The sequence below is a fragment of the Sphingobium boeckii genome, from assembly GCF_014199215.1.
GTDB lineage: Bacteria > Pseudomonadota > Alphaproteobacteria > Sphingomonadales > Sphingomonadaceae > Sphingobium_A > Sphingobium_A boeckii.
Map to the genome: position 1 here is coordinate 277,820 of NZ_JACIJC010000003.1, position 19,671 is coordinate 297,490.

General features: G+C 63.3%; 15 protein-coding genes. 9 read left to right on the plus strand and 6 right to left on the minus strand.

Annotation, left to right across the window (positions count from 1 at the left end):
* Window positions 1-18: 18 nt before the first annotated feature.
* The 6 genes from FHS49_RS09805 (at window position 19) to FHS49_RS09830 (ending at window position 6,515) form a co-directional block, all read left to right on the plus strand.
* Window positions 19-1,308 carry an MFS transporter gene (locus FHS49_RS09805; protein ID WP_184017894.1) on the plus strand — a complete coding sequence of 430 codons (1,290 nt, stop codon included), beginning with the start codon at window positions 19-21 and terminating at the stop codon, window positions 1,306-1,308.
* A 4-nt stretch (window positions 1,309-1,312) separates the two neighbouring features.
* Window positions 1,313-2,173, plus strand: coding sequence for a sugar phosphate isomerase/epimerase family protein (locus tag FHS49_RS09810; RefSeq protein WP_184017896.1), 861 nt, complete (start codon window positions 1,313-1,315; stop codon window positions 2,171-2,173).
* A 51-nt stretch (window positions 2,174-2,224) separates the two neighbouring features.
* A complete protein-coding gene (locus tag FHS49_RS09815; protein WP_184017898.1) occupies window positions 2,225-2,848 on the plus strand; it encodes a gluconate 2-dehydrogenase subunit 3 family protein in 624 nt (207 codons plus the stop codon).
* 14 nt (window positions 2,849-2,862) lie between these two features.
* The gene (locus FHS49_RS09820) at window positions 2,863-4,548 is read left to right on the plus strand and encodes a GMC oxidoreductase (protein WP_184017900.1); all 1,686 of its coding nucleotides are present in this window, start codon (window positions 2,863-2,865) and stop codon (window positions 4,546-4,548) included.
* Between the two features lie 85 nt (window positions 4,549-4,633).
* On the plus strand, window positions 4,634-5,758 hold the full coding sequence (locus FHS49_RS09825; RefSeq protein WP_184017902.1) for a ThuA domain-containing protein: 1,125 nt from the start codon (window positions 4,634-4,636) through the stop codon (window positions 5,756-5,758).
* A 76-nt stretch (window positions 5,759-5,834) separates the two neighbouring features.
* Window positions 5,835-6,515, plus strand: a complete 681-nt coding sequence (locus tag FHS49_RS09830) for a TetR/AcrR family transcriptional regulator (protein WP_184017904.1) — start codon at window positions 5,835-5,837, stop codon at window positions 6,513-6,515.
* 69 nt (window positions 6,516-6,584) lie between these two features.
* On the opposite strand, the gene FHS49_RS09835 is transcribed toward FHS49_RS09830, so the two are convergent.
* The 3 genes from FHS49_RS09835 to FHS49_RS09845 form a co-directional block, all read right to left on the minus strand.
* A complete protein-coding gene (locus tag FHS49_RS09835) occupies window positions 6,585-9,086 on the minus strand; it encodes a glycoside hydrolase family 2 TIM barrel-domain containing protein (protein ID WP_184017906.1) in 2,502 nt (833 codons plus the stop codon).
* Window positions 9,083-9,382, minus strand: coding sequence for a hypothetical protein (locus FHS49_RS09840; protein WP_184017908.1), 300 nt, complete (start codon window positions 9,380-9,382; stop codon window positions 9,083-9,085). Before FHS49_RS09840 ends, FHS49_RS09835 begins: the two co-directional genes overlap by 4 nt.
* A 260-nt stretch (window positions 9,383-9,642) precedes the next feature.
* A complete protein-coding gene (locus FHS49_RS09845; protein WP_246350559.1) occupies window positions 9,643-10,398 on the minus strand; it encodes a FadR/GntR family transcriptional regulator in 756 nt (251 codons plus the stop codon).
* 158 nt (window positions 10,399-10,556) lie between these two features.
* On the opposite strand from FHS49_RS09845, the gene FHS49_RS09850 reads away from it, so the two are divergent.
* On the plus strand, window positions 10,557-12,113 hold the full coding sequence (locus tag FHS49_RS09850; RefSeq protein ID WP_184017912.1) for an aldehyde dehydrogenase (NADP(+)): 1,557 nt from the start codon (window positions 10,557-10,559) through the stop codon (window positions 12,111-12,113).
* Between the two features lie 52 nt (window positions 12,114-12,165).
* Window positions 12,166-13,158 (plus strand): AraD1 family protein, encoded by a 993-nt coding sequence (gene araD1 / locus FHS49_RS09855; RefSeq protein ID WP_184017914.1) that lies wholly within the window; start codon window positions 12,166-12,168, stop codon window positions 13,156-13,158.
* Between the two features lie 3 nt (window positions 13,159-13,161).
* Here araD1 and FHS49_RS09860 read toward each other — a convergent pair whose 3' ends face one another.
* The gene (locus tag FHS49_RS09860; RefSeq protein WP_184017916.1) at window positions 13,162-14,544 is read right to left on the minus strand and encodes an amidohydrolase family protein; all 1,383 of its coding nucleotides are present in this window, start codon (window positions 14,542-14,544) and stop codon (window positions 13,162-13,164) included.
* 132 nt (window positions 14,545-14,676) lie between these two features.
* On the opposite strand from FHS49_RS09860, the gene FHS49_RS09865 reads away from it, so the two are divergent.
* A complete protein-coding gene (locus FHS49_RS09865; RefSeq protein ID WP_184017918.1) occupies window positions 14,677-16,491 on the plus strand; it encodes a tetratricopeptide repeat protein in 1,815 nt (604 codons plus the stop codon).
* Here the strand turns inward: FHS49_RS09865 and FHS49_RS09870 are convergent.
* Together FHS49_RS09870 and FHS49_RS09875 are read right to left on the minus strand one after the other, a co-directional pair.
* Window positions 16,488-18,242: a DUF885 domain-containing protein gene (locus FHS49_RS09870; RefSeq protein ID WP_221240462.1), complete on the minus strand. Its 1,755-nt coding sequence runs from the start codon at window positions 18,240-18,242 to the stop codon at window positions 16,488-16,490. The genes FHS49_RS09865 and FHS49_RS09870 overlap by 4 nt on opposite strands.
* Window positions 18,243-18,255: 13 nt before the next feature.
* Window positions 18,256-19,557: an NAD(P)/FAD-dependent oxidoreductase gene (locus tag FHS49_RS09875; protein WP_184017920.1), complete on the minus strand. Its 1,302-nt coding sequence runs from the start codon at window positions 19,555-19,557 to the stop codon at window positions 18,256-18,258.
* Window positions 19,558-19,671 lie beyond the last annotated feature (114 nt).

A 19,671-nucleotide genomic window follows, 5' to 3' on the forward strand; every position in this document is an offset into this window, starting at 1 on the left:
TAAAGAAGGATGAGGGGCATGAACGCAGATACGCATAATCGCAGGGCCATATTCTGGATCTGTGTGCTGGCCCTGTTCACGGCAGCGCTCTCCTTTTCGATCCGCACCGGCGCGTCCGGCGCGATCAAGGCGGCGCTGCTGGACTCGGCCGTGCCGCTCCATTCAGGCGAGATGATCGCCGCCGCGCTGGGCAATTCCTTTCTGGGCTTTGCCGTCAGCCTGCTGATCATCAGCCCTTTGCTTGACGTGTTCGGCGCAAAGCGCGTCATCCTGTTCGCCTCCGCCTGCTACATCATCGGCCCGGTGCTGATCCTTTTGTCTCCCAATATGGACGGCATCGACTCAGTCTATCGTTTGCTGACGCTCGGCATGGTCGTCTGCGGCTTTGGCTGGGGCGCGACCGAAGCCTCGATCAATCCGGTCACCACCGCGCTTTATCCCGATGACAAGACCGGCAAGCTCAACAGGCTCCATGCCTGGTGGCCCGCCGGCATCGTGGTCGGCGGTCTCGCCAGCATCCTGTTCTTCGAACAGTTCGATCTTGGCTGGCAGGCGCTGGTTGCGCTGATCACGATACCCGGCATCATCTTTGGCCTGTGGACGCTGACGCAGACCTTTCCGAAGACCGAAAGCACCGCCATGGGCGTGCCGTTCAGGGAAATGCTGGCAGAGCCTTTCAAGCGCCCCAGCTTCTGGATTTTTCCGGGCATCATGTTCCTCACCGCGTCCGCCGAACTCGCGCCGGGTTCCTGGGTGGATATCGCGCTCACGCAGAGCGTCGGGATGCCGGGCATATTGGTGCTCGTCTATGTCTCCGCGATCATGTTCATCATGCGCCATTTTGCAGGCGCGCTGGAGCAGCGCTTTTCGGACATGGGTCTGCTGTGCATCTGCACCATCCCGGCGGCGATCGGCCTTTATCTGTTGAGCCTGGCGTCGACGCCCGCCACCGCGATCGTCGCGGCGACACTGTGGGCGTTTGGCGTGTGTTTCATGTGGCCGACGATGCTCGCAGCCTCCGCGCGCCGTTTTCCGCGTGGTGGCGCATGGAGCATCGGGATCGTCGGATTTGCCGGTGCCATGGCGATCTATTTCGTCCTGCCCCAGATCGGCAAGATCTATGACCAGGCCAAGCTGGACAAGGCCGGCGGCGAGGCCGCGTTTGCGGCGCTGCAGCCGGGGCCGGAATTGCAGCAGGTATTGGGTTTTGCTGCGCAGCAATCCTTCCAGGTGATCGCCCTTGTTCCAGTGATCCTCTTCTTCATCTTCGGGGCCGTCTGGCTTGCCGAGCGCAAACGGAAAGGCTGAACACATGAAAATCGGCATCAACATGCTGCTCTGGACCGGCCACGTCACCGAGGAGCATATCCCGATTCTCCAGGCCTTGAAGGATACCGGCTTTGACGGCGTCGAAGTCCCGGTATTCGATGTTGGCGATCCGGCGCATTATCGCTGGCTCGGCGGCGTGCTGGACGATATCGGCCTGCAACGTACCGTGGTCGCCATCATCCCGGATGCGGCGCATAGCCCGATCTCGCCCGATGCCGCCGATCGCGCCCGCGCCATGGATCATTTGCGCCGGGTGATCGATTGCTCCGCCGCATTGGGCGGCACCGTTCTGGCCGGTCCCTGGTTTCAGGCGCTGGGTGTTTTCACCGGAGAACGGCCCAGCGAGACCGAGCTTGAGCACTGTGCCGAGATTCACCGCAAGATCGTTCCCGAAGCCTATGCCGCCGGCATCACCGCCGCGCTCGAACCGCTCAACCGTTTCGAGGCGCATCTGCTCAACACCTGCGAGCAGGCGATCGCTTATGCCGCGCGGGTCGCGGAGCCGGGCTTCGGCATTCTGTATGACACGTTCCACGCCAATATCGAGGAGCGCGATCCGATCGCGGCATTGCACGCGCTCCATGCGTCTGGCGCGCTGACCCACGTCCATATCTCGGAAAACGATCGCGGCACGCCCGGCCGCGGCCACGCGAAGATCCGGGAGACGATCGCCGCGCTCAAGGCGCTCGGCTATGATGACTGGCTCACGATCGAGGCCTTTGGCCGCGGCGTGCCTGAGCTTGCAGCCGCCACCCGCGTATGGCGTGATTTCTTCGCCGATCCGCGCGAGGTCTATACCGAAGGCCATGGTCTGATCCGCGAATGCTGGGACCAGGCGCAATGACGGCATTGCAAAATCCGATGTCCGAACGAACGCTCACAAGGAGTGATGCTCATGAATGAACTGCTGTCGCTGGACCGGCGATCGATGATGACGCGCATGATGCTGCTTGTGGGGGCGTCCGCCACGGGGGGCTTCAGCACCGCGGCTCTGGCAAAAGCCGCCACAAGCGGCAAGTCTGGGCTTTCCAAGCCGAATTTCCTGCTGCTCACGGCGCTGGCGGACACGTTCGTGCCGCGCACCGATACACCGGGTGCGGTGGATGCGGGAGTGCCCGCCACCTTCGATGCGCTGCTTTTTCACTGGGCGTCGCCTGCACGCCGCGATGAACTGATCGGTGCGCTGACGGCGGTCGATCGTCTCGCCATCGAGAAGCGAGGCAAGGGTTTTGCAGATCTTTCCAGCGCGGATCGCCTGGCGCTGCTCCTGCCCTATGACGTGGAGGCGCTCAAGGTGATGCCGCGTCCGAAGGATTCGAAAACCTTCGCCATGCTGCAAGGTCCGCTTTACGCCAATCCGAGCTATGGCAAGCTGAAAGAGCTGCTGGTCATCCTTTATTATATCTCGGAAGCCGCGCTCACCCACGAGCTGGTCTATGAGCACACGCCCGGCGTCTGGCTGCCCTCCATACCCGTCACCTCCGAAACCCGCCCCACCGGCGGCGCCGGCCTGTTCTGAACGGAGTATTTGATATGTTTGATGCAATCGTAATCGGTTCGGGCATGAGCGGTGCCATCGCTGCTAAGGAATTATGCGAACGCGGGCTCAAGACGCTCGTGATCGAGCGCGGCCGCAAGCTGGAACATGGTGCCTCGTACAGCGATGGCCTGCAGCCCTGGGAGCTTCCGGACGCCGGCATGATTCCCGAAGAGGAAGTGGCGAACGACTATCCGATCCAGAGCCAGTGCTACGCCATGTCTTCGGCGAACAAGGATTTCTGGGTGAAGGATAGCGAACACCCCTATTCCACGCCTGAAGGCAAACCGTTTAGCTGGATCCGCGGCAATCATCTCGGCGGCCGTTCGCTGATGTGGGGCCGGCAATCCTACCGGCTATCCGCCATGGATTTCGAGGCCAATGCCAAGGACGGCCATGGTTCCGATTGGCCGATCCGCTATGAGGATCTGGCCCCCTGGTATGATCATATCGAAAAGTTCATCGGGGTCGCGGGCTCGAAAGAAGGGCTGGCGCAGCTTCCCGATGGCGAATTCCTGCCGCCCTTCGGCCTGAACGACGCCGAAATCATGTTCAAGAAAGCCGTGGAGAGCAAATTTCCCGGTCGCAACGTGATCCCGGGGCGCGTGGCCAATCTTTCTCAGGCCCAGCCGCAGCATGAGGAATTGGGCCGCACATCCTGTCAGGTCCGTTCGCTATGCGAACGCGGCTGCAGCTATGGTGCCTACCATTCAAGCCTCAGCTCGTCGCTGCCCGCCGCGGAGCGCACCGGCAATCTGACGATCGTTACCGATGCGATCGTCCATTCCATCATCCACGATCCCAAGACCGGCAAGGCCACGGGCGTGCGCGTGATCGATTCCAATACGAAGAAGACCCAGACCTATGAGGCCAAGGTGATCTTCAGTTGCGCTTCGACCATCGGCACGACCCAGATCCTGCTCAATTCCAAGTCTGACGCCTTTCCCGAGGGTTTGGCGAATTCGTCGGACATGGTCGGGCGAAACCTGATGGATCACCTTTACGGCCTTTCCGTGGCGGGTGTGCTGCCCAATGGACCGGACACTTTCTACAAGGGCCGCCGCCCGACCGGCCTCTACATCCCCCGCTTCCGCAATGTTTCCGAACCCGGCGCTTTCCTGCGCGGCTATGGCTATCAGGGCGGCGCGATGCGGATGGGCTGGCGCACTGCGGCGCTCGGCAAGCCGGGCATGGGCGCTGATCTGAAGGAACGCACGCGCAAACTCGGCCCTTGGATGGTCTATATTTCGGGCTTTGGCGAGATGCTGCCCAATCCCGAAAACCGGGTGACGCTCCATCCGAACCGCAAGGATAAATGGGGCATCCCGATCACGCATATCGATTGCGCCATCGGGCCGAACGAACAGGAAATGGCGAAGCAGATCATCACGGATGGCAAGGCGATGGTCGAAGCCGTCGGCGGGATTGTCGTGAGCACCGGAACGGAGCCGGGCGTTCCTGGTCTCGGCATCCACGAAATGGGCACGGCCTGCATGGGCAAGGATCCTGCCAAGTCCGTGCTGAACGGGTTCAACCAGGCGCACGACGTACCCAACCTGTTCATCACGGACGGGTCGGCCATGGCTTCGAGCGGATGCCAGAATCCTTCGCTTACCTATATGGCGCTGTCGGCGCGGGCAGCGCACCATGCCGTGGAATTCCTGCGCGAAGGCAAAATCTGACGCGGCGACAAAGCGCACAGACGGAATGGTGAAATCCATTCCGTCTGCGCCAATCCAGACACTATCCCACAAAGGATTCAGTTCGATGTCTATCAAAAGCGCCTTATTCGGCACCATCGCCATCTTGGCTTCTGCCTTCGCTACGCCCGCGGCAGCGGCTCCCGTTGTGGATTGCCCCCTGCGCGATGCGAAATTCTCCATCGGATCTCCGCTGGTCGATGTGTTGCTCAGCCCGGCGGCGCGCGCGGTGCTGGATCAGGCCGCGCCTGGCAAGTTCAAAAATTTGCCTGCCCGCTTCGCCGGCACGGTTGCGCCGACATTCGCCGCGATCCTCTCTCTTCGGGAAGCATCCGGCTTTCTCGGGTTGAAGGAAGACGGACTGCGGACGATCGATACCCAGTTGCAGGCGCTGCCGGTCACGCCGGCCGACAAGGTGGCGCGGTGCGCGCGATACGACAATGACGTTCCCAAATTCAAGCTCGCGAAGGGCCGTCCCAGGCTTTTGCTGTTCGAAAAGATCAACGGGTTTCGTGACGGTCCCTCGGTCGATGCTTCGCACGCAGCGCTGCTGGCCATGGCGAAACGCAAGGGCTGGGCCATTGCGGTGACGGAAAAGGGCGGCGCGATCAATCCGAAGACCCTGCGTCAGTTCGATGCGGTCATCTGGAACAACATCAGCGGCGATGTGCTCACGCTCGGCCAACGCCGCGCACTGCAGAATTATATCGAAGGCGGCGGCGGCTTCATCGCGATGCACGGATCAGCCGGCGATCCTGTTTATTATTGGGACTGGTATGTGGACACGCTGATCGGTGCCCGTTTCAAGGGCCATCCGCAAAGCCCTCAGTTTCAAGAGGCGCGCGTGGCCGTGAACGAGGCCCATCCGCTCGCGAAGGTCTTGCCGAAGGAATGGCGGATGACCGACGAATGGTATTCCTTCCGCACCAATCCGCGGGATGCCGGTGCCAACGTGCTGCTGACGCTGGACGAAAGCACCTACAAACCGATGGGGATGATGAACCTGGATCTGCGCATGGGCGATCACCCGCTCGCTTGGACGAACTGCATCGGCAAGGGACGGATGTTCTACTCCGCGATCGGCCATGTGCCGGCAACTTACAGCCAGCCCCAGCACGTCGCCCTGCTCGAGGAAGCGATCACCTGGACCGCAACCAAGGGCGCTTCCTGCAAGACTCCGGGTAAACGCTGAGCCAAACGGCCATCTCGTGGAGATATGATCCACGAGATGGCATGGCTTCACATATGGAAACTAGGACGTTGATCCGATGGCGCTGCGCGATGGACAGACTATAGTCGGCATTGCTGACGCGCCTTCCCGCCGTGGCCGGCCGACAGCCGAGCGCACGAGTGAAATCGACGCGGCGATCCGGTCAACCGCGCGTCAACTCTTTCTCGACATGGGTTTCGATGCCACCCGGATGGATGACATCGCGACCGCCGCCCGTGTGTCAAAAGGCACGCTTTATGCGCGTTATGACAGCAAGGAAGCCCTGTTTCGCGCCATCATCCAGGACTTGCTCGGCAATCTGTCGCTGCGCGCGGGTCAGCAGGATGAAGATCTTCCGGCCAATCTGGAATTGCGTCTGCGCCATCATGCCCACACGCTGATCGCGGTTTTCGGATGGAGCGAATATACGCTGGCAACGCGCCTGATCCGCAATGCCTCGCCCTCCTTCCCTGAAATCATGCAGATATGGGATGAGATCGGCAACCGTCATTACATCGATTTCCTGGCCGAGGACATGGCTCAGGCGAGTGACCTGCCAGCCAGCCATGAGGTGGACTGGCTCCTGCTGGCCAACATCTTCCTCCACACCATTTCAGGTTGGCATGGTCAGGAATCCATGACGGGTGCCGTGGACGAAAGCGAAGCCGAGGCCCATTGCGATAAGGTGATCGCCGCGATCATGACGGTCATAGCATCGGCGCGCCGGACGCCTCACTGATAAGCAGGCGCGCGTCATGGGCACCCACTCCATGACATGCACAGGGTCACAAGATATCCGCCCTTCCCGTCAACCCAGGCGCAATGTGGCCGCGCCGCCGGCCAGTCCCTCGGTCCGCGCTTCAAGCCGAACCGATCCTTTGCCACCCGTTCCGCGCACTATCGCCAGCGCGCGGCCTCTGAACGTCTTGGCCGAATCCGATTGGAACGATCCCACGGCAAAGGGACTGGCGCTGCCAAAGCCGATCAATGCGGCCGGGCCGTTCACCACAAGCTGGACCGGCAATTCGGCTTCCGGAATGATCCGTCCCTGCGCGTCGTGCACCTCGATCGCGACATAGCTCAACCCCTGACGATCCGCCCGCCGCGCCGGCTTCTCAGCGGTGACATGAAGGCGCGCGGGCGCGGACACGGTCTCGAGGCGCTGGCGACCGATTTCCTTGCCATTGCGATAGGCGATCGCCTCCAGCGTGCCGGAAGCATAAGCGATCTGAAACTCGGCAATCGCCTTATCCTGCGGCGTGAGGCTTTTCGTGCCCATGGATGCACCATTGAGCCGCAGCTCAACCTTGTCGCCAAGGCTGTAGATCCGGACGGCCATCGGCTTGCCCGCCGCGTCCGGCCATGTCCAGGACGGCAGTTCGTCCCGCCAGCCCCAGGGCGCGATGAACTCCTTCATGCCTTCGGGAATCGGCCGCTGAACCAGCAGCGCGACCGGGCTCAGCCCCCAGATCACGTCGCGGACCAGCGATTGCGGCTTTTGCTGGCCGATCAGATCGATATCGCCGCACCACGCGTTCATCCACGGATATTGCGCCAGATAAAAAGGCACATTGGCTTTGACGCGCGCCGTGGCCCCGCACCCCGCTTCGCCCAGATAATCCATCGCCGTCCAGACGAATTCGCCCATGAAATAGGGCGCACGCTCAAGCAGCGCCTGATAATCATAAGCGTCGACCGGGAAGGTCTCCGAAGCGTAGATCACCCGTTCCGGATGCACTTTCTGCTCGGCTTCAATATCCGTGAGACGATAGTTATAGCCGGGCACGTCGAGGAAAATCGTGGACGCATCATCCGTCTTGCCGGCAAAGCCGGGGCGTGCCGTCTTTTCCGAAGCGATCACCGGGGCACCCAATACGCCGTTCAGCCCGGCGGTGATCGGCCGGGTCGGATCCATGGTCTTGATGGCGTTGGAGAATTTCCAGCACCATTCCAGGCCTTCGGGCGAAGAGCGGTCGGGGACTTCGTTGCCGATGCTCCACATGATCACGCTCGGGCTGTTGCGCGCGCTCTTGACCATGGCGGCCAGCGCATTTTCCCAATCCTGCGCGATGTAATTGGAATAGTCGTCCTTGAGCTTGGCGACATGCCACATGTCGAACGCTTCCTCGATCAGGAACATGCCCAATCTGTCGCAGGCAGAGCGAAAGGATGCGGACGCCGGATTGTGCGAGCTTCTGACAGCGTTGAACCCCCGTGCCTTGAGCAGCCTCACACGCCGCTCGTCCGCGTCGGAAAAGGCCATCGCCCCTAGCAGGCCGTTATCATGATGAATGCAGGCACCGCGCAGCTTGATCGGCGTGTCGTTGATTTTCATGCCGTTGGCGGCATCCATCGTGACGATGCGGATGCCGAATGGCTGGGACACGCGATCGACCACGGTCTTGCCGCGCTTGAGTTCGCTTTCCAGCGTGTAGAGATGGGGTTTGTCGGGTGACCAGAGCGTGGGTGACTTCACCGTCAGCTCCTGCTCGACCGCGCCACTGGCGGGGCTTGTGGATTCCGCCACGATCCTGCCCTTGTCCGTGCGCAATCGGGTCGTGAGCATCAGATCGGCGGTCGCATTGTCCGTCTGCGTGGTGACGTCGATGCTCGCCTGTCCGTCCGCAATGCGGCGGGTCCATGCCGCCACGCCCCAATGCGCAATGCGCGCGGGCGTTGGCAGGATGCTGATCCGCACCTCCCGATAGATGCCCGATCCCGAATACCAGCGGCTGTTCTTGCCCAGATTGCGGACCCGCACGGCCAGCACATTATCGCCGTCGCGCCGCAGATGCGGGGTCAGATCGAATGAAAAGGGCGTATAGCCATGCACATGCGAGCCCAGGTTCTTGCCGTTCAACCACACATCGCTCAGCATGTAGACGCCGTCGAACTCGATCTCGACGCGGCAATCCGCAGGAAGCGCCGCCAATCTGAAATGCTTGCGATACCAGCCCTCGCCGCCCACGGTGAAGCCGGTGGCGGCACCCCCCACGGAATCGCGCGTGAAGGGACCAACCTGCCGCGGCGACGCCTCGCCCGGCACATCCTCGATGCTCCAATCATGCGGCAGATCGACGCTGCGCCACGCCTTGTCATCCAGATCGGGCGCTTCGAAGCCCTCGCCCGCACTGCGCAGGAAGCGCCAATCCGAGTCAAAGGGCTGCTGGCGGCCCAGCCCCAGCGGCGCGGGCGAAGGCACCGCGGCATGGAGGGACGATGACGGGATCAGCGGCAGCATGACCGCGCCGGTGGCGAGCGTCATGGCTGTGCGGCGGTCGGTCTCGAACCGCGTGCCGGATATCGTCATTGCGTGCTCCCCTTGGCGGTCGACAGCGCCCGCAGCTTCACATCGACGCGATCGAGCGCATCCGCTTTGAACAGACCGAATTGCACGAGCGAACGCGGCGAAAAATTGCCGAGATGGGGCTTGAGCATGGGTGTGCTGATCCGCGCTTCCATCTCCGGAATTTCCGCGAGCAGGATCGCCTTGGCGGCCGGCACCGCGAGCAATGCGGCGATCGAGCTGTTGGCGGTCGACATCAGATAATCGACGGTCTGCGGCTGTTCATAGGCCGACGCCGGCAGATAAAGGGGGGCATCCATTTTCTTCTCCCATGACATTCGTTCTGAACGCGATGTTCACAGGCTTGCAGACACCGTTCACGCCGTCGTTGAAAGCCCGGATGGAGTCGCCTGCGGATCACCGCGCTCAGACGCTGTTGATCGCCTGTTTAGTCTGACAACAAATTGGATGGCAAGCCGTTTGCGCAGCCGGCGGATCGCCCCCGCGACGCCTGTCGCACCCAGAGCCAGGCGATCCCCGCCACAAAGCCGTGTCCCGCGGACGAATGGATCACGCGGGATCAATCCATCATTGAGCTTTGCGTATCCTCCAGCGCCAGCTCGACCAGCACCCGCATGGCTTCGCTGGCCGCCACCGGATCGCCCGCCGCAATGGCATCATAGACGCGCGCATGATCCGGGATCGGATTGCGCGGCAGTGCCCGCGCACGATGCTTATATTGGGTCGTCCAATTGACCGCGGCCCCGATGCTCGCCGTCAACACCATCAGGGCATCGTTGCGCGTGGCGTTGAGAATGGCGCTGTGGAAATCCCGGTCTGCCGCCCGCCCCAATTCGGTGGCCAGCGTATGACGACGCATCGCAGCGAGCGCGGTCTTCATCACCTTGAGATCATCGCGATCGCGACGCTGCGCTGCCAGCATGGCGGCGGCGGGTTCGACGATCGCGCGCAATTCGAAAAGATTGCGGACGAATTCCACATCGGGCTCTTCGGCGAACGCCCAGGCAAGCACGTCGGGATCGAGCAAATTCCATCGATTGCGCGGCAGCACGCGCGTGCCGGCTTTCGGTCGGCTTTCAACCAGCCCCTTGGCGGTCAGCACCTGCATGGCCTCGCGATACGCGCTGCGCGATACATCAAGTTCTTCGGCAAACGCGATTTCGCCCGACAAGGTTTGGCCGGGTGCATAGTGGCCCGACAGGATCGCCGTCCCGATCTTGTGAGCGATCGCGCCGCGCAGCCGCCGCCCCGTTCCGCGCGGCTTGCTCGTTTCGCCGGCGCTGACAGGATCGCTTACTGCTTTATCATCAACCATATGTTTCCTCTGCGGAAGCATTTAACAGGCGCGGCCCAATGCCGAAACGCTAAATTGTTCATGGGAACGGACCGCGGGCCGTGCCATGCACGGCATACACGCATTGCCAATCACGCCCCATTATAATATGTCCGAGTAATCAGGAGATCGATGACGTTATGGCTGATTTAGATAATGGTTCCGAGACACTCTTTCGCTCGATAGATGCCGATAGCGGGCTATCCAGCGAAAAAGTCTTTGCCGTGCACGGCCTTGATGACGTTGCCGCAGCCTGCGCCGCCGCCGAAGCGGCCTTTCCGATTTACAGCGAAACCACCCGCGAGACGCGCGCGTCTTTCCTGGAGCGGATCGGCGAAGAGATACTGGCCATTGGCGATGCGCTGATCACCGCGGCCATGCGCGAAAGCGGCTTGCCCCGCGCGCGTCTGGAAGGGGAACGGGGCCGCACCGTGGGCCAGCTCAAGCTGTTCGCCAATGTGGTGCGCACCGGCGGATGGCTCGGCCTTCGCATCGATCCCGCGCTGCCCGATCGTCAACCGCTGCCGCGCCCCGATCTGCGTCTGCGGATGGTGGCGCTTGGCCCCGTCGCGATCTTTGGCGCGTCCAATTTTCCCCTCGCTTTTTCCACGGCGGGCGGCGACACGGCGTCCGCGCTGGCGGCCGGCTGCCCCGTCGTGGTGAAGGGGCACCCTGCCCATCCCGAAACCGGCGCGATGATCGCCGATGCGATCGCCCGCGCGGTGAAGGCCATGGGCCTGCCCGATGGCGTTTTTTCGCATCTCGTCGGCCCGGGCAATGATCTGGGCGGCGCGCTGGTGCAGGATCCCCGCATCGCCGCTGTCGGCTTTACCGGATCGCGCGGCGGCGGTCTTGCGCTGCTCGCCTTGGCGCAGGCGCGTCCGGTCCCGATCCCCGTCTATGCCGAAATGTCGAGCATTAATCCCGTGCTGCTCTTGCCCGAAGCGCTCAAGGCGCGTGCCGCAGCGCTTGGCACCGCCTTTGTCGGTTCGCTGACCATGGGTGCGGGGCAATTCTGCACTAACCCCGGCCTTATTCTGGCGGTGGAAGGCGAAGGCTTGGACGCCTTTATCGCAGCCGCCACGACGGCTGTCTCGGGATGCGACGCGCAGGTGATGCTCACCACGGCCATTCACGATGCTTATCAGAAGGGAACCGCAGCGATCGCGGGCCGTCCGAATATCGCAATGCTCGAGCGTGGCAAAGCAGGTGACGGCAAGACCCGCGGACAGGCGGCGTTGTTCCAAACCTCGGGCCAGGCGTTTCTCGCCGACAAGGCGCTGGCGGAAGAAGTGTTCGGGGCGTCCTCGCTCATCGTGCGCTGCAGCGACGAAGCCGAGTTGCAACGCGTGCTGACGTCGCTCGAAGGACAATTGACCGCCACGCTGCACATGGATGCGGGCGATGAGCCGATGGCGAAGCGCCTGCTGCCGCTGCTGGAGCGCAAGGTGGGCCGCATTCTGGCCAATGGCTGGCCGACGGGGGTCGAAGTGACCCATGCGATGGTTCATGGCGGCCCCTACCCTGCCACGTCGGACGCGCGGACAACCTCGGTCGGCAGCCTTGCGATCGATCGCTTCCTGCGTCCGGTTTCTTACCAGAATCTGCCGCAGTCCGTGTTGCCGGCCGAATTGCGTGATGATGCGGCGCGCGATGGTGCGCCACGCCTGATCGATGGCATGCTGTCGCTGGGTTGATTTGACCAGAGCGCGCCCGGACAGGCGCGACGTTTCGGAATAGGAGAGGTTCATGGCATTTCGCCTGCTGCAGCATCGCGGTGAAGACGGAAAGCGCTCGGTGATCGCAGCGCACGATGATCACGCAGCCTTTGTGCCGGGCTTTGACAGCGTGAGAGCCCTTGCGACGCACGCGATCACTCACGCGATTTCGCTCAGCGAAGCCGTGGCGCAGGCCGGCGCGGGTCAGTCCGTTGATCTCGTCGCAGCATTTGAAGCCGGGTTGCTGATCGCGCCAATCGATCATGAAGACGATGCACATCTCCTGATGACGGGGACGGGATTGACGCATCTGGGTTCAGCCGAAGGGCGGGACAAGATGCACCGCGAGGCCTCTGCCGCGGCGACCAAGACGGATTCCATGCGCATGTTTCTGGAAGGACTGGAGGGCGGAAAGCCTGGCCCGGGCGAGACCGGCCAGCAGCCCGAATGGTTCTATAAAGGGGATGGCTCGCATCTGGTCGGCCCCGGCGAGCCGCTCACCATGCCCGGCTTTGCGCAGGATGGCGGCGAGGAACCCGAATTGGCGGGCATCTATCTGATCGGCCCCGATGGCACGCCCTTCAGGCTGGGCATCTGCCTGGCCAATGAGTTTAGCGATCACGTTACCGAACGGCACAATTATCTGTGGCTGGCGCATTCCAAGCTGCGTCAGGCCGCGCTCGGCCCCGAACTGCTCGTCGGCACGCCGCCCGCGCATGTCGAGGGTGCCAGTCGCATTGTGCGCGGTGGCGAGACGCTGTGGGAAAAGCCCTTTTTGTCGGGCGAGACCAATATGTCTCACAGCCTCGCCAATCTGGAAGCGCATCATTTCAAATATGGTCTCTTCCGGCGGCCCGGGGATGTGCACGTCCATTTCTTCGGCACCGCCACGCTGTCCTTTTCCGACGACATCCGCACCGAAGCCGGCGACGTTTTCGAGATCGAGGCCGCACCATTCACCTTGGCGCTCCGCAATCCACTGGCGCGCGCGGGTGACACGCCCATCGCGGTGCGATCATTGTGACGCTCAGCGCTCCTCCTTCCCCACCACCACCGCACCGTCAGCGATTACATAGCGCACGTCGCGCAGGTTTTTCAGATCCGTCCGCGGGTCGCTGCCGGTCACCAATATGTCGGCGATCTTGCCCGGTTCGATCGTGCCGAGCTTGTCTCCCATGCGCATGATCTGCGCGCCGACGCGCGTGGCGGAGGCCAGCACTTCGGCATTGGAAAGGCCGGCCTGCCGGAGATAATCGAGTTCCCGAAAATAGGCGTCGGGATAGCGCCATTCATTTTCGAACGGGATATCCGTGCCCACGCCGATGGGGACGCCCGCGCGATGCGCTTCGGCCACGCGTTTCAGATGATCCTGCTGGTTGATCACGAAGCGGCGCGAATGCGTGTGATAAAAGCCGCCCGTGGGGATGCCCGCGGTCGGATAGCCGCCCTCCAGCAGATTATCGAACGCGCCGATTGTCGGCACGAAGCTGGTGCCATGCTTCTTCATCAGCGGCACGGCTTTGTCAGACATCAAAAGCGGATGCTCCAGAGTATCCACGCCCGCCTCGATCGCCATGTCGGTATAGTCGCCATAACTGTCGATCGCGACCGGCACGCCCAGCGAATGCGCTTCCTCGATCGCGGCTGCGAGTTCTTCCTTATTGGCGGGCGCGCCGATCTTGATCCAATCGGCCAGTTTGCGCACCTGTTCGCGCACCGCCATCCGCCATTCCCATGGGCCGTCCACGCCGTGCGAGGCACCGCCCAGCGCGGGCTTCTGGCGGCCCGTTGCGGTGGAGGTCACTTCATCGCCATGCCCCCCGGTGCTGGCGATCAATTGCCCGCTCCACATCACGCGCGGGCCGCGAATGATGCCGCGATCCACGCCTTCCTTGATGCGCAGCGCAACGTCTTCCATTGTGCCGACATCGCGCACTGCGGTGATCCCCGCCGTCACAAGCTGATCGGCCAGCGCCGTGCCGCGGATCGCTGCCGCCGCCGGGCTGTCCGAATATCGGCCCATATCCGTGCCGCGCTGCTGCGTGAAATGAATGTGCAGATCGATCAGACCGGGCATGATGAAGAGCCCGGTGGCGTCGATCACGCGCGCGGCATTGGCGGGCACGGGCGTCGAGGCGGCTGGCCCCGCCGCCACGATCCGGTCCCCCTGCATCACCACGACGGCATTTTCCAGCGATCGGCCGTCGCGCGCCTCCAGCAGCGTGCCGCCCTTGAGCACCACGATCGGCTGATGGCTGCGATCGACCGGCGGAACGGGGACGCGGCGGACGTCATCGGTCGTATCCGGCATCGGCCGCTGTGCAACCAGGGGAAGCGCGGGCCATGCCATCAGCGCGACCACGGCGGCCCCTCTCATCGCGAGGGTCGATGTCCTGGATCGGAGGTTCATGCGTGCGCTCCCTGATATGTGCAATTGCATATGATTTAGAGCGCGATTCGCTTGACCGCACAAGAGGCTTTTGCTTGGCTGCGTATATGTTCATGCTGAAGCGACAGCATATCCGGATCGGCTTTGGAGCACATGCAGCAAGTGACGATGCAGAACACGCTCAGACAGGCGATGGAATTGGCGCGCGCCGGTCAGCGCGAACCCGCCGCGCACCTGCTGCATACGGTGCTGGCCGCGTATCCCGATCAGCCCGATGCGCTGCAGTTGCTCGGCATGATCGCGCGTTCGGACGGTGCCCATGAGCAGGCCGTCGCCTTGTTTCGCAGATCGCTTGCGGCGTCGCCCCGCCAGCCGAACGTGCTCAACAATCTGGGGAATGCGCTGCTCGATCTGGGCCGCAATGACGCAGCGGTGAAGGCCTATCGCGGCGCACTCGATCTGATGCCGGACTATCATGATGCGCGCACCAATATGGGGCTGGCGCTGCTGGCCGCCGGCGATCTGGAGCGCGCGCGGGAAGCGCTGGAAGCATCCGCGCGCGCCGCGCCGCGCGATGCGAAGGCCTGGGCCGCGCTCGGGCGCACGCATCGCGCCGCGGGGCGGTTTGCAGAGGCGATCGCGGCTTTCCAAAATGCGCTTTCGATCCGGCCCGGCCATATTCCCACCACGCACAATCTGGCCGTGGCGATCCGGCTGGCGGGCAGGCCGGATGAGGCGCGCGCCTTGCTTGAGCGATGTGCGGCGGCGGATCCTCAATCGGCCGAAATCCGATACAATCTGGGGCATTGCCTTCAGGATCTGGGCGTATTCGACGATGCGGTGCAGGCGTATCGCGCGGCGATCGCGCTACGCCCGGATTATCGCGATGCCCATGACTCGCTCGCCCGGCTGCAGTGGCAGACCGGCGATCTGACCGACTATCTCGCCAGCTATCACGAAGCGCTCGCCACCACGCCCGATGACGCCGGGCTGCTGGCGGATCTGGCCCAAAGGCTCAATCTGGGCGGTCGCGCCGGGGATACCGTCGCCCTGCTCGCGCCTGCGATCGCGCGTGGCGTCGAAACAGGGGAAGTGCGGCATCGGATGGCGCAGGCTCTGTGGGTGCGTGGCGAGACGGCAGACGCGCTGGCGCAGCTTCAGGCCGCGCGCGCGCTCGATCCCGCAGATGGCAGGATCGCGCGGGAACTCGCCCGGTCTCTGATCATCCTCGATCGCCGGGATGAGGCGCTGGATGCACTCGCCCCGGTGCTGACGCGTGATCCGCATGATCAGCAGGCAATCGCCTATCAATCTCTGTGCTGGCGGCTCGCCGAAGACCCGCGCGCCGGGGGGATCAACGATTATGAGCGCTTCGTGAGCGTAAAGACACTCCGGCCGCCACCCGCCTTGGGCGACGTCGCCAGCTTCAACGCGCGGCTTGAGGCGGTGCTGGCCGAACTGCATATGATGACCCGGCATCCGCTGGAACAGACGCTGCGCAACGGCACACAGACGCTGGGCGATCTGCTGGACCGGGACATTCCTGAGATCGCAACGATCCGCGCGATGATCGAAGCCGGGATCAGGGACTATATCGCCGCCCTGCCAGACGATCCTGCTCATCCCTTCCTCGGCCGGAAATCGGGCACCTTCCGGTTCAGCGGATCATGGTCGGTGCGGCTGCGCAACAGCGGCTTCCACATGAACCATCTGCATCCCGAAGGCTGGATCAGCTCCTGCTATTATGTGGGCCTGCCAAAAGCGGTTGATGCCGCGGCGGGCCAGCAAGGCTGGCTCAAATTCGGGGAAACCGCGCTCAATCTCGGCGCGCGGGAGAGCGTTGCAAAACGGGTCAAGCCAGCGGTGGGCACGCTGGTGCTGTTCCCATCCTATTTCTATCATGGCACGGTGCCGTTCGAGGGCGACGATCACCGCACCACCATCGCCTTCGATGTGATGCCGGATTAGCGCTGCGCCGCGATCCAGGCGTCTATCCGGGCTTCGAGCAAATTCATCGGCAATTGGCCCTGCGCCAGGATCAGATCGTGGAAACGGCGGATATCGAATTGCGCGCCCAGCGCCTTTTCCGCGCGCGCGCGCAGTTCGACGATTTTCAGTTCGCCCACCTTATAGGCCACCGCCCCGCCCGGCGCGCCGATGTAGCGCGCGAGCTCGGTATCGATGTTGATATCCGCCAGGGCGCTATTCTCGGTGAAGCAGGCGCGCGCCTGTTCATAGCGCCAGCCCATGACATGGATGCCCGTATCCACTACGAGCCGACACGCGCGCCACATCTCCGTCGAGAGGCTGCCGAATTTTTCATAGGCATCCCGGTAGACGCCCATTTCATGGCCCAGCCGCTCGGCATAGAGCGCCCAGCCCTCGCGAAAGGCGAGCAGATCGCGCTGGCGGCGAAATGCAGGAAGCGTGGTGCTTTCATTGTTAAGCGCACCGTGCGTGTGATGCCCCGGTGCCGCCTCGTGCAGCGTGAGCGCGGGCACCTCATATAACGGGCGCTGATCGAGATGCGATGTGTTCACCACGAATGTGCCGGCGAACCCTTTGCTGAAATCGCCCCCGCCGCCGCCCCGCGCGGTGGTGTAGCCCTCTTCCAGATCGGGCGGCACGGGCACCACGGTAAATGGTTGGCGCGGCAGGACGCTGAAATAGCGCGGCAGGATGCCATCGATGCGCTTGGCCGCGGCGCTATATTTCTCGATCAGCTCTTCACGGCTCTTGGCATAGAAGCGGGGGTCGGTGCGCAGGAAGGTGAGCCATTGCGCAAAGCTGCCGGTGAAACCGGTCGATGCGATTACATCGTCCATCGCGGCGCGAATGCGCTTCACTTCGGACAGGCCCATGGCGTGGATCTGCTCCGCGCTGAAATCTGTGGTGGTGTAATATCGCAGCAGGAAATCATAATAGGCCCGCCCGCCAGGCACGGCAGATATGCCGATCTCCCCGCGCGCTTTCCGGCGGTAGGGACCATCGATAAAGGCCAGCATCGCCCGTTGCGCGGGGCGGATCGTGCCCGATACGATCGCCAGCGCTTCCGCAACCAGAGCATTGCGCCTGGCTTCGGGAATGGCGGTGGGCAGCGCCCTCAGCGGATCGAGCAATCCATCCTGCGCATCGGGCCGCGCCGTCTGGTTGCGCAACACGGCCACCGCCACATCGATCACCCGCGCCGGCTGGCTCCAGCCGGTGGCGATGCCCCGCTCCAGATTGGCGCGCTGCTCGGTGAAATAGGCCGGCACGTCGCGCAATCGCGCGATCCAGTCCCGCGCCTCGGCTTCATCGTGCAGCACCAGGCCGCGCGCTGCGGCATAGGGCGTGTTATAAAAGCCCTCATGCGCGACGAAGGCGAAGCGGCGCTCGTCGAAATCCAAGCCCTCGATGCGCCAGTCGATCAGCGACCGGAGATAGGCCTGGTTCACCGCATCCTCGCCCGCATCCGCCGGCAACGCGATCAATCTGGCGCGAAGGGAGGCAAGCCCGGCCCGCCGCAGCGCCATTTGCGCAAGCGTCTCGCGCGGCCATCCCTCTTTGGCGCGCGCCGGATCGGAGCGCCCGGCCTCGATCGGATTGAGGTCGGTGAATTGCTCATAGTCAGCAATCACCGCATCCAGCGCAGGCGTTGCCCAGGCGCTGGTCTGCCCGGCGCAGAGCCATGCGAAGCCGATTGCGGCGAATGCCAGGCGGCGCATCGGTCTTGCCATCGCCATGCGATCCTTAGCTGGAGAGATAAGCGAGCGACATCAGCGCCTTCGGTGCCAGCGACGCCATCGCATGGATGCGCACCGGCTGCGGCGCGCACGGCTGGATGGCGAGCGGCTCGACACTGCCCGCCGCGAGTGCGGCGGCCATATCGCGCCCGATCGCGGTGTTGGTCGATAGGCCGCGCCCGTTGCACGCCTGAATGGCGAAGGCGCTATCCCCCAGATCATAGATTTCGGGCAGGAACGACGTGTTGATCCAGGCGGTGCCTTCCCACAGATAATCGATCTCGGGGGCCGGCAGTGCTTCGAAATGCCCGACCAGGCGCCGTTTGGCCTCGCGATGAAACGCCTTGGGGCCGACCAGGAAAGACTTGGGAAAGGCCGAGATCAAATGGCCCGGCCCATCATAGCGCGCGCTGAACACATAGGGCGTCTTGTCCGTAAAGCAGCCGCCCTGGGGCAAGATGTGCGCCCGCTGCTCGGGACTGAGCGGCGCGGTGGCGAATTCCACCACATGGAGCGGGAGCACGGTGCGTCGCATCGCCGGATGCAGCGCCGCATTGCCGCCATTGGCTGCGAGCACCAGCCGCCGGGCCTTGACCAGGCCGCCGGGCGTCTGCGCAGTCCACACGCCATTGACATGTGACAGGCTGGTGATCGGGCTTTCCGCATAGACGCCCGCCCCGGCCTTCAGCGCCGCACGCGCCAGACCACGCACATAAGCAAGCGGATTGAGTGCACCCCCCTGCCCGAAGCGCAGACCGCCGCAATAGCGATGCGAGCCCAGAGCCTGGCGAACGTCGTCGCGCTCCATAAAGGAGACGTCGAAGCCGCGCGAACGCCATTGCGCGGCATAGGTCCGCTGCGTTTCGGCCAACGTCTCGGTATGCGCGGGACTCCAGAAGCCATCCTGGCGATGATCGCATTCGATGCCGTGGCGTTCGATCAGATCGAAGCAATATTGCGCGGAACCGCCCAGAAAGCGGGTCAGCTTTTCGCCGGCCTGCCGCCCGATCAGCTTGCCGATCGTTTCCGGGCTGTGGCGGATATAATCGGGTGCGATCAGCCCCCCGCTCTGCCCCGTGGCACCACTGCCCGGCTGGTCCGCCTCGACCACCACCACATCAAGGCCGGCTTCGGCCAGATGCAGCGCGGTCGACAGACCAGCCACACCCGCACCGATCACGAGGATATCGGTCTCAATCTCGCCCTTAAGGCTCTCAAGCGCCGGCGCTGCCGGAGCGGTGACATGCCACACCGATGCGGAAGACGGCCCCGCATCACCGCGCGGCTGAATGGACTGATGACGCATCATGCCCCCGCGGCTTGCTGGAAGCGCGCGGCGATGACGGACGCCAAAACGGGTTCGTGCGTCTTCGCAAAATCCGATTGTCTCGGAAAACTCATGCCTTGAAAACTTTCCTGATCG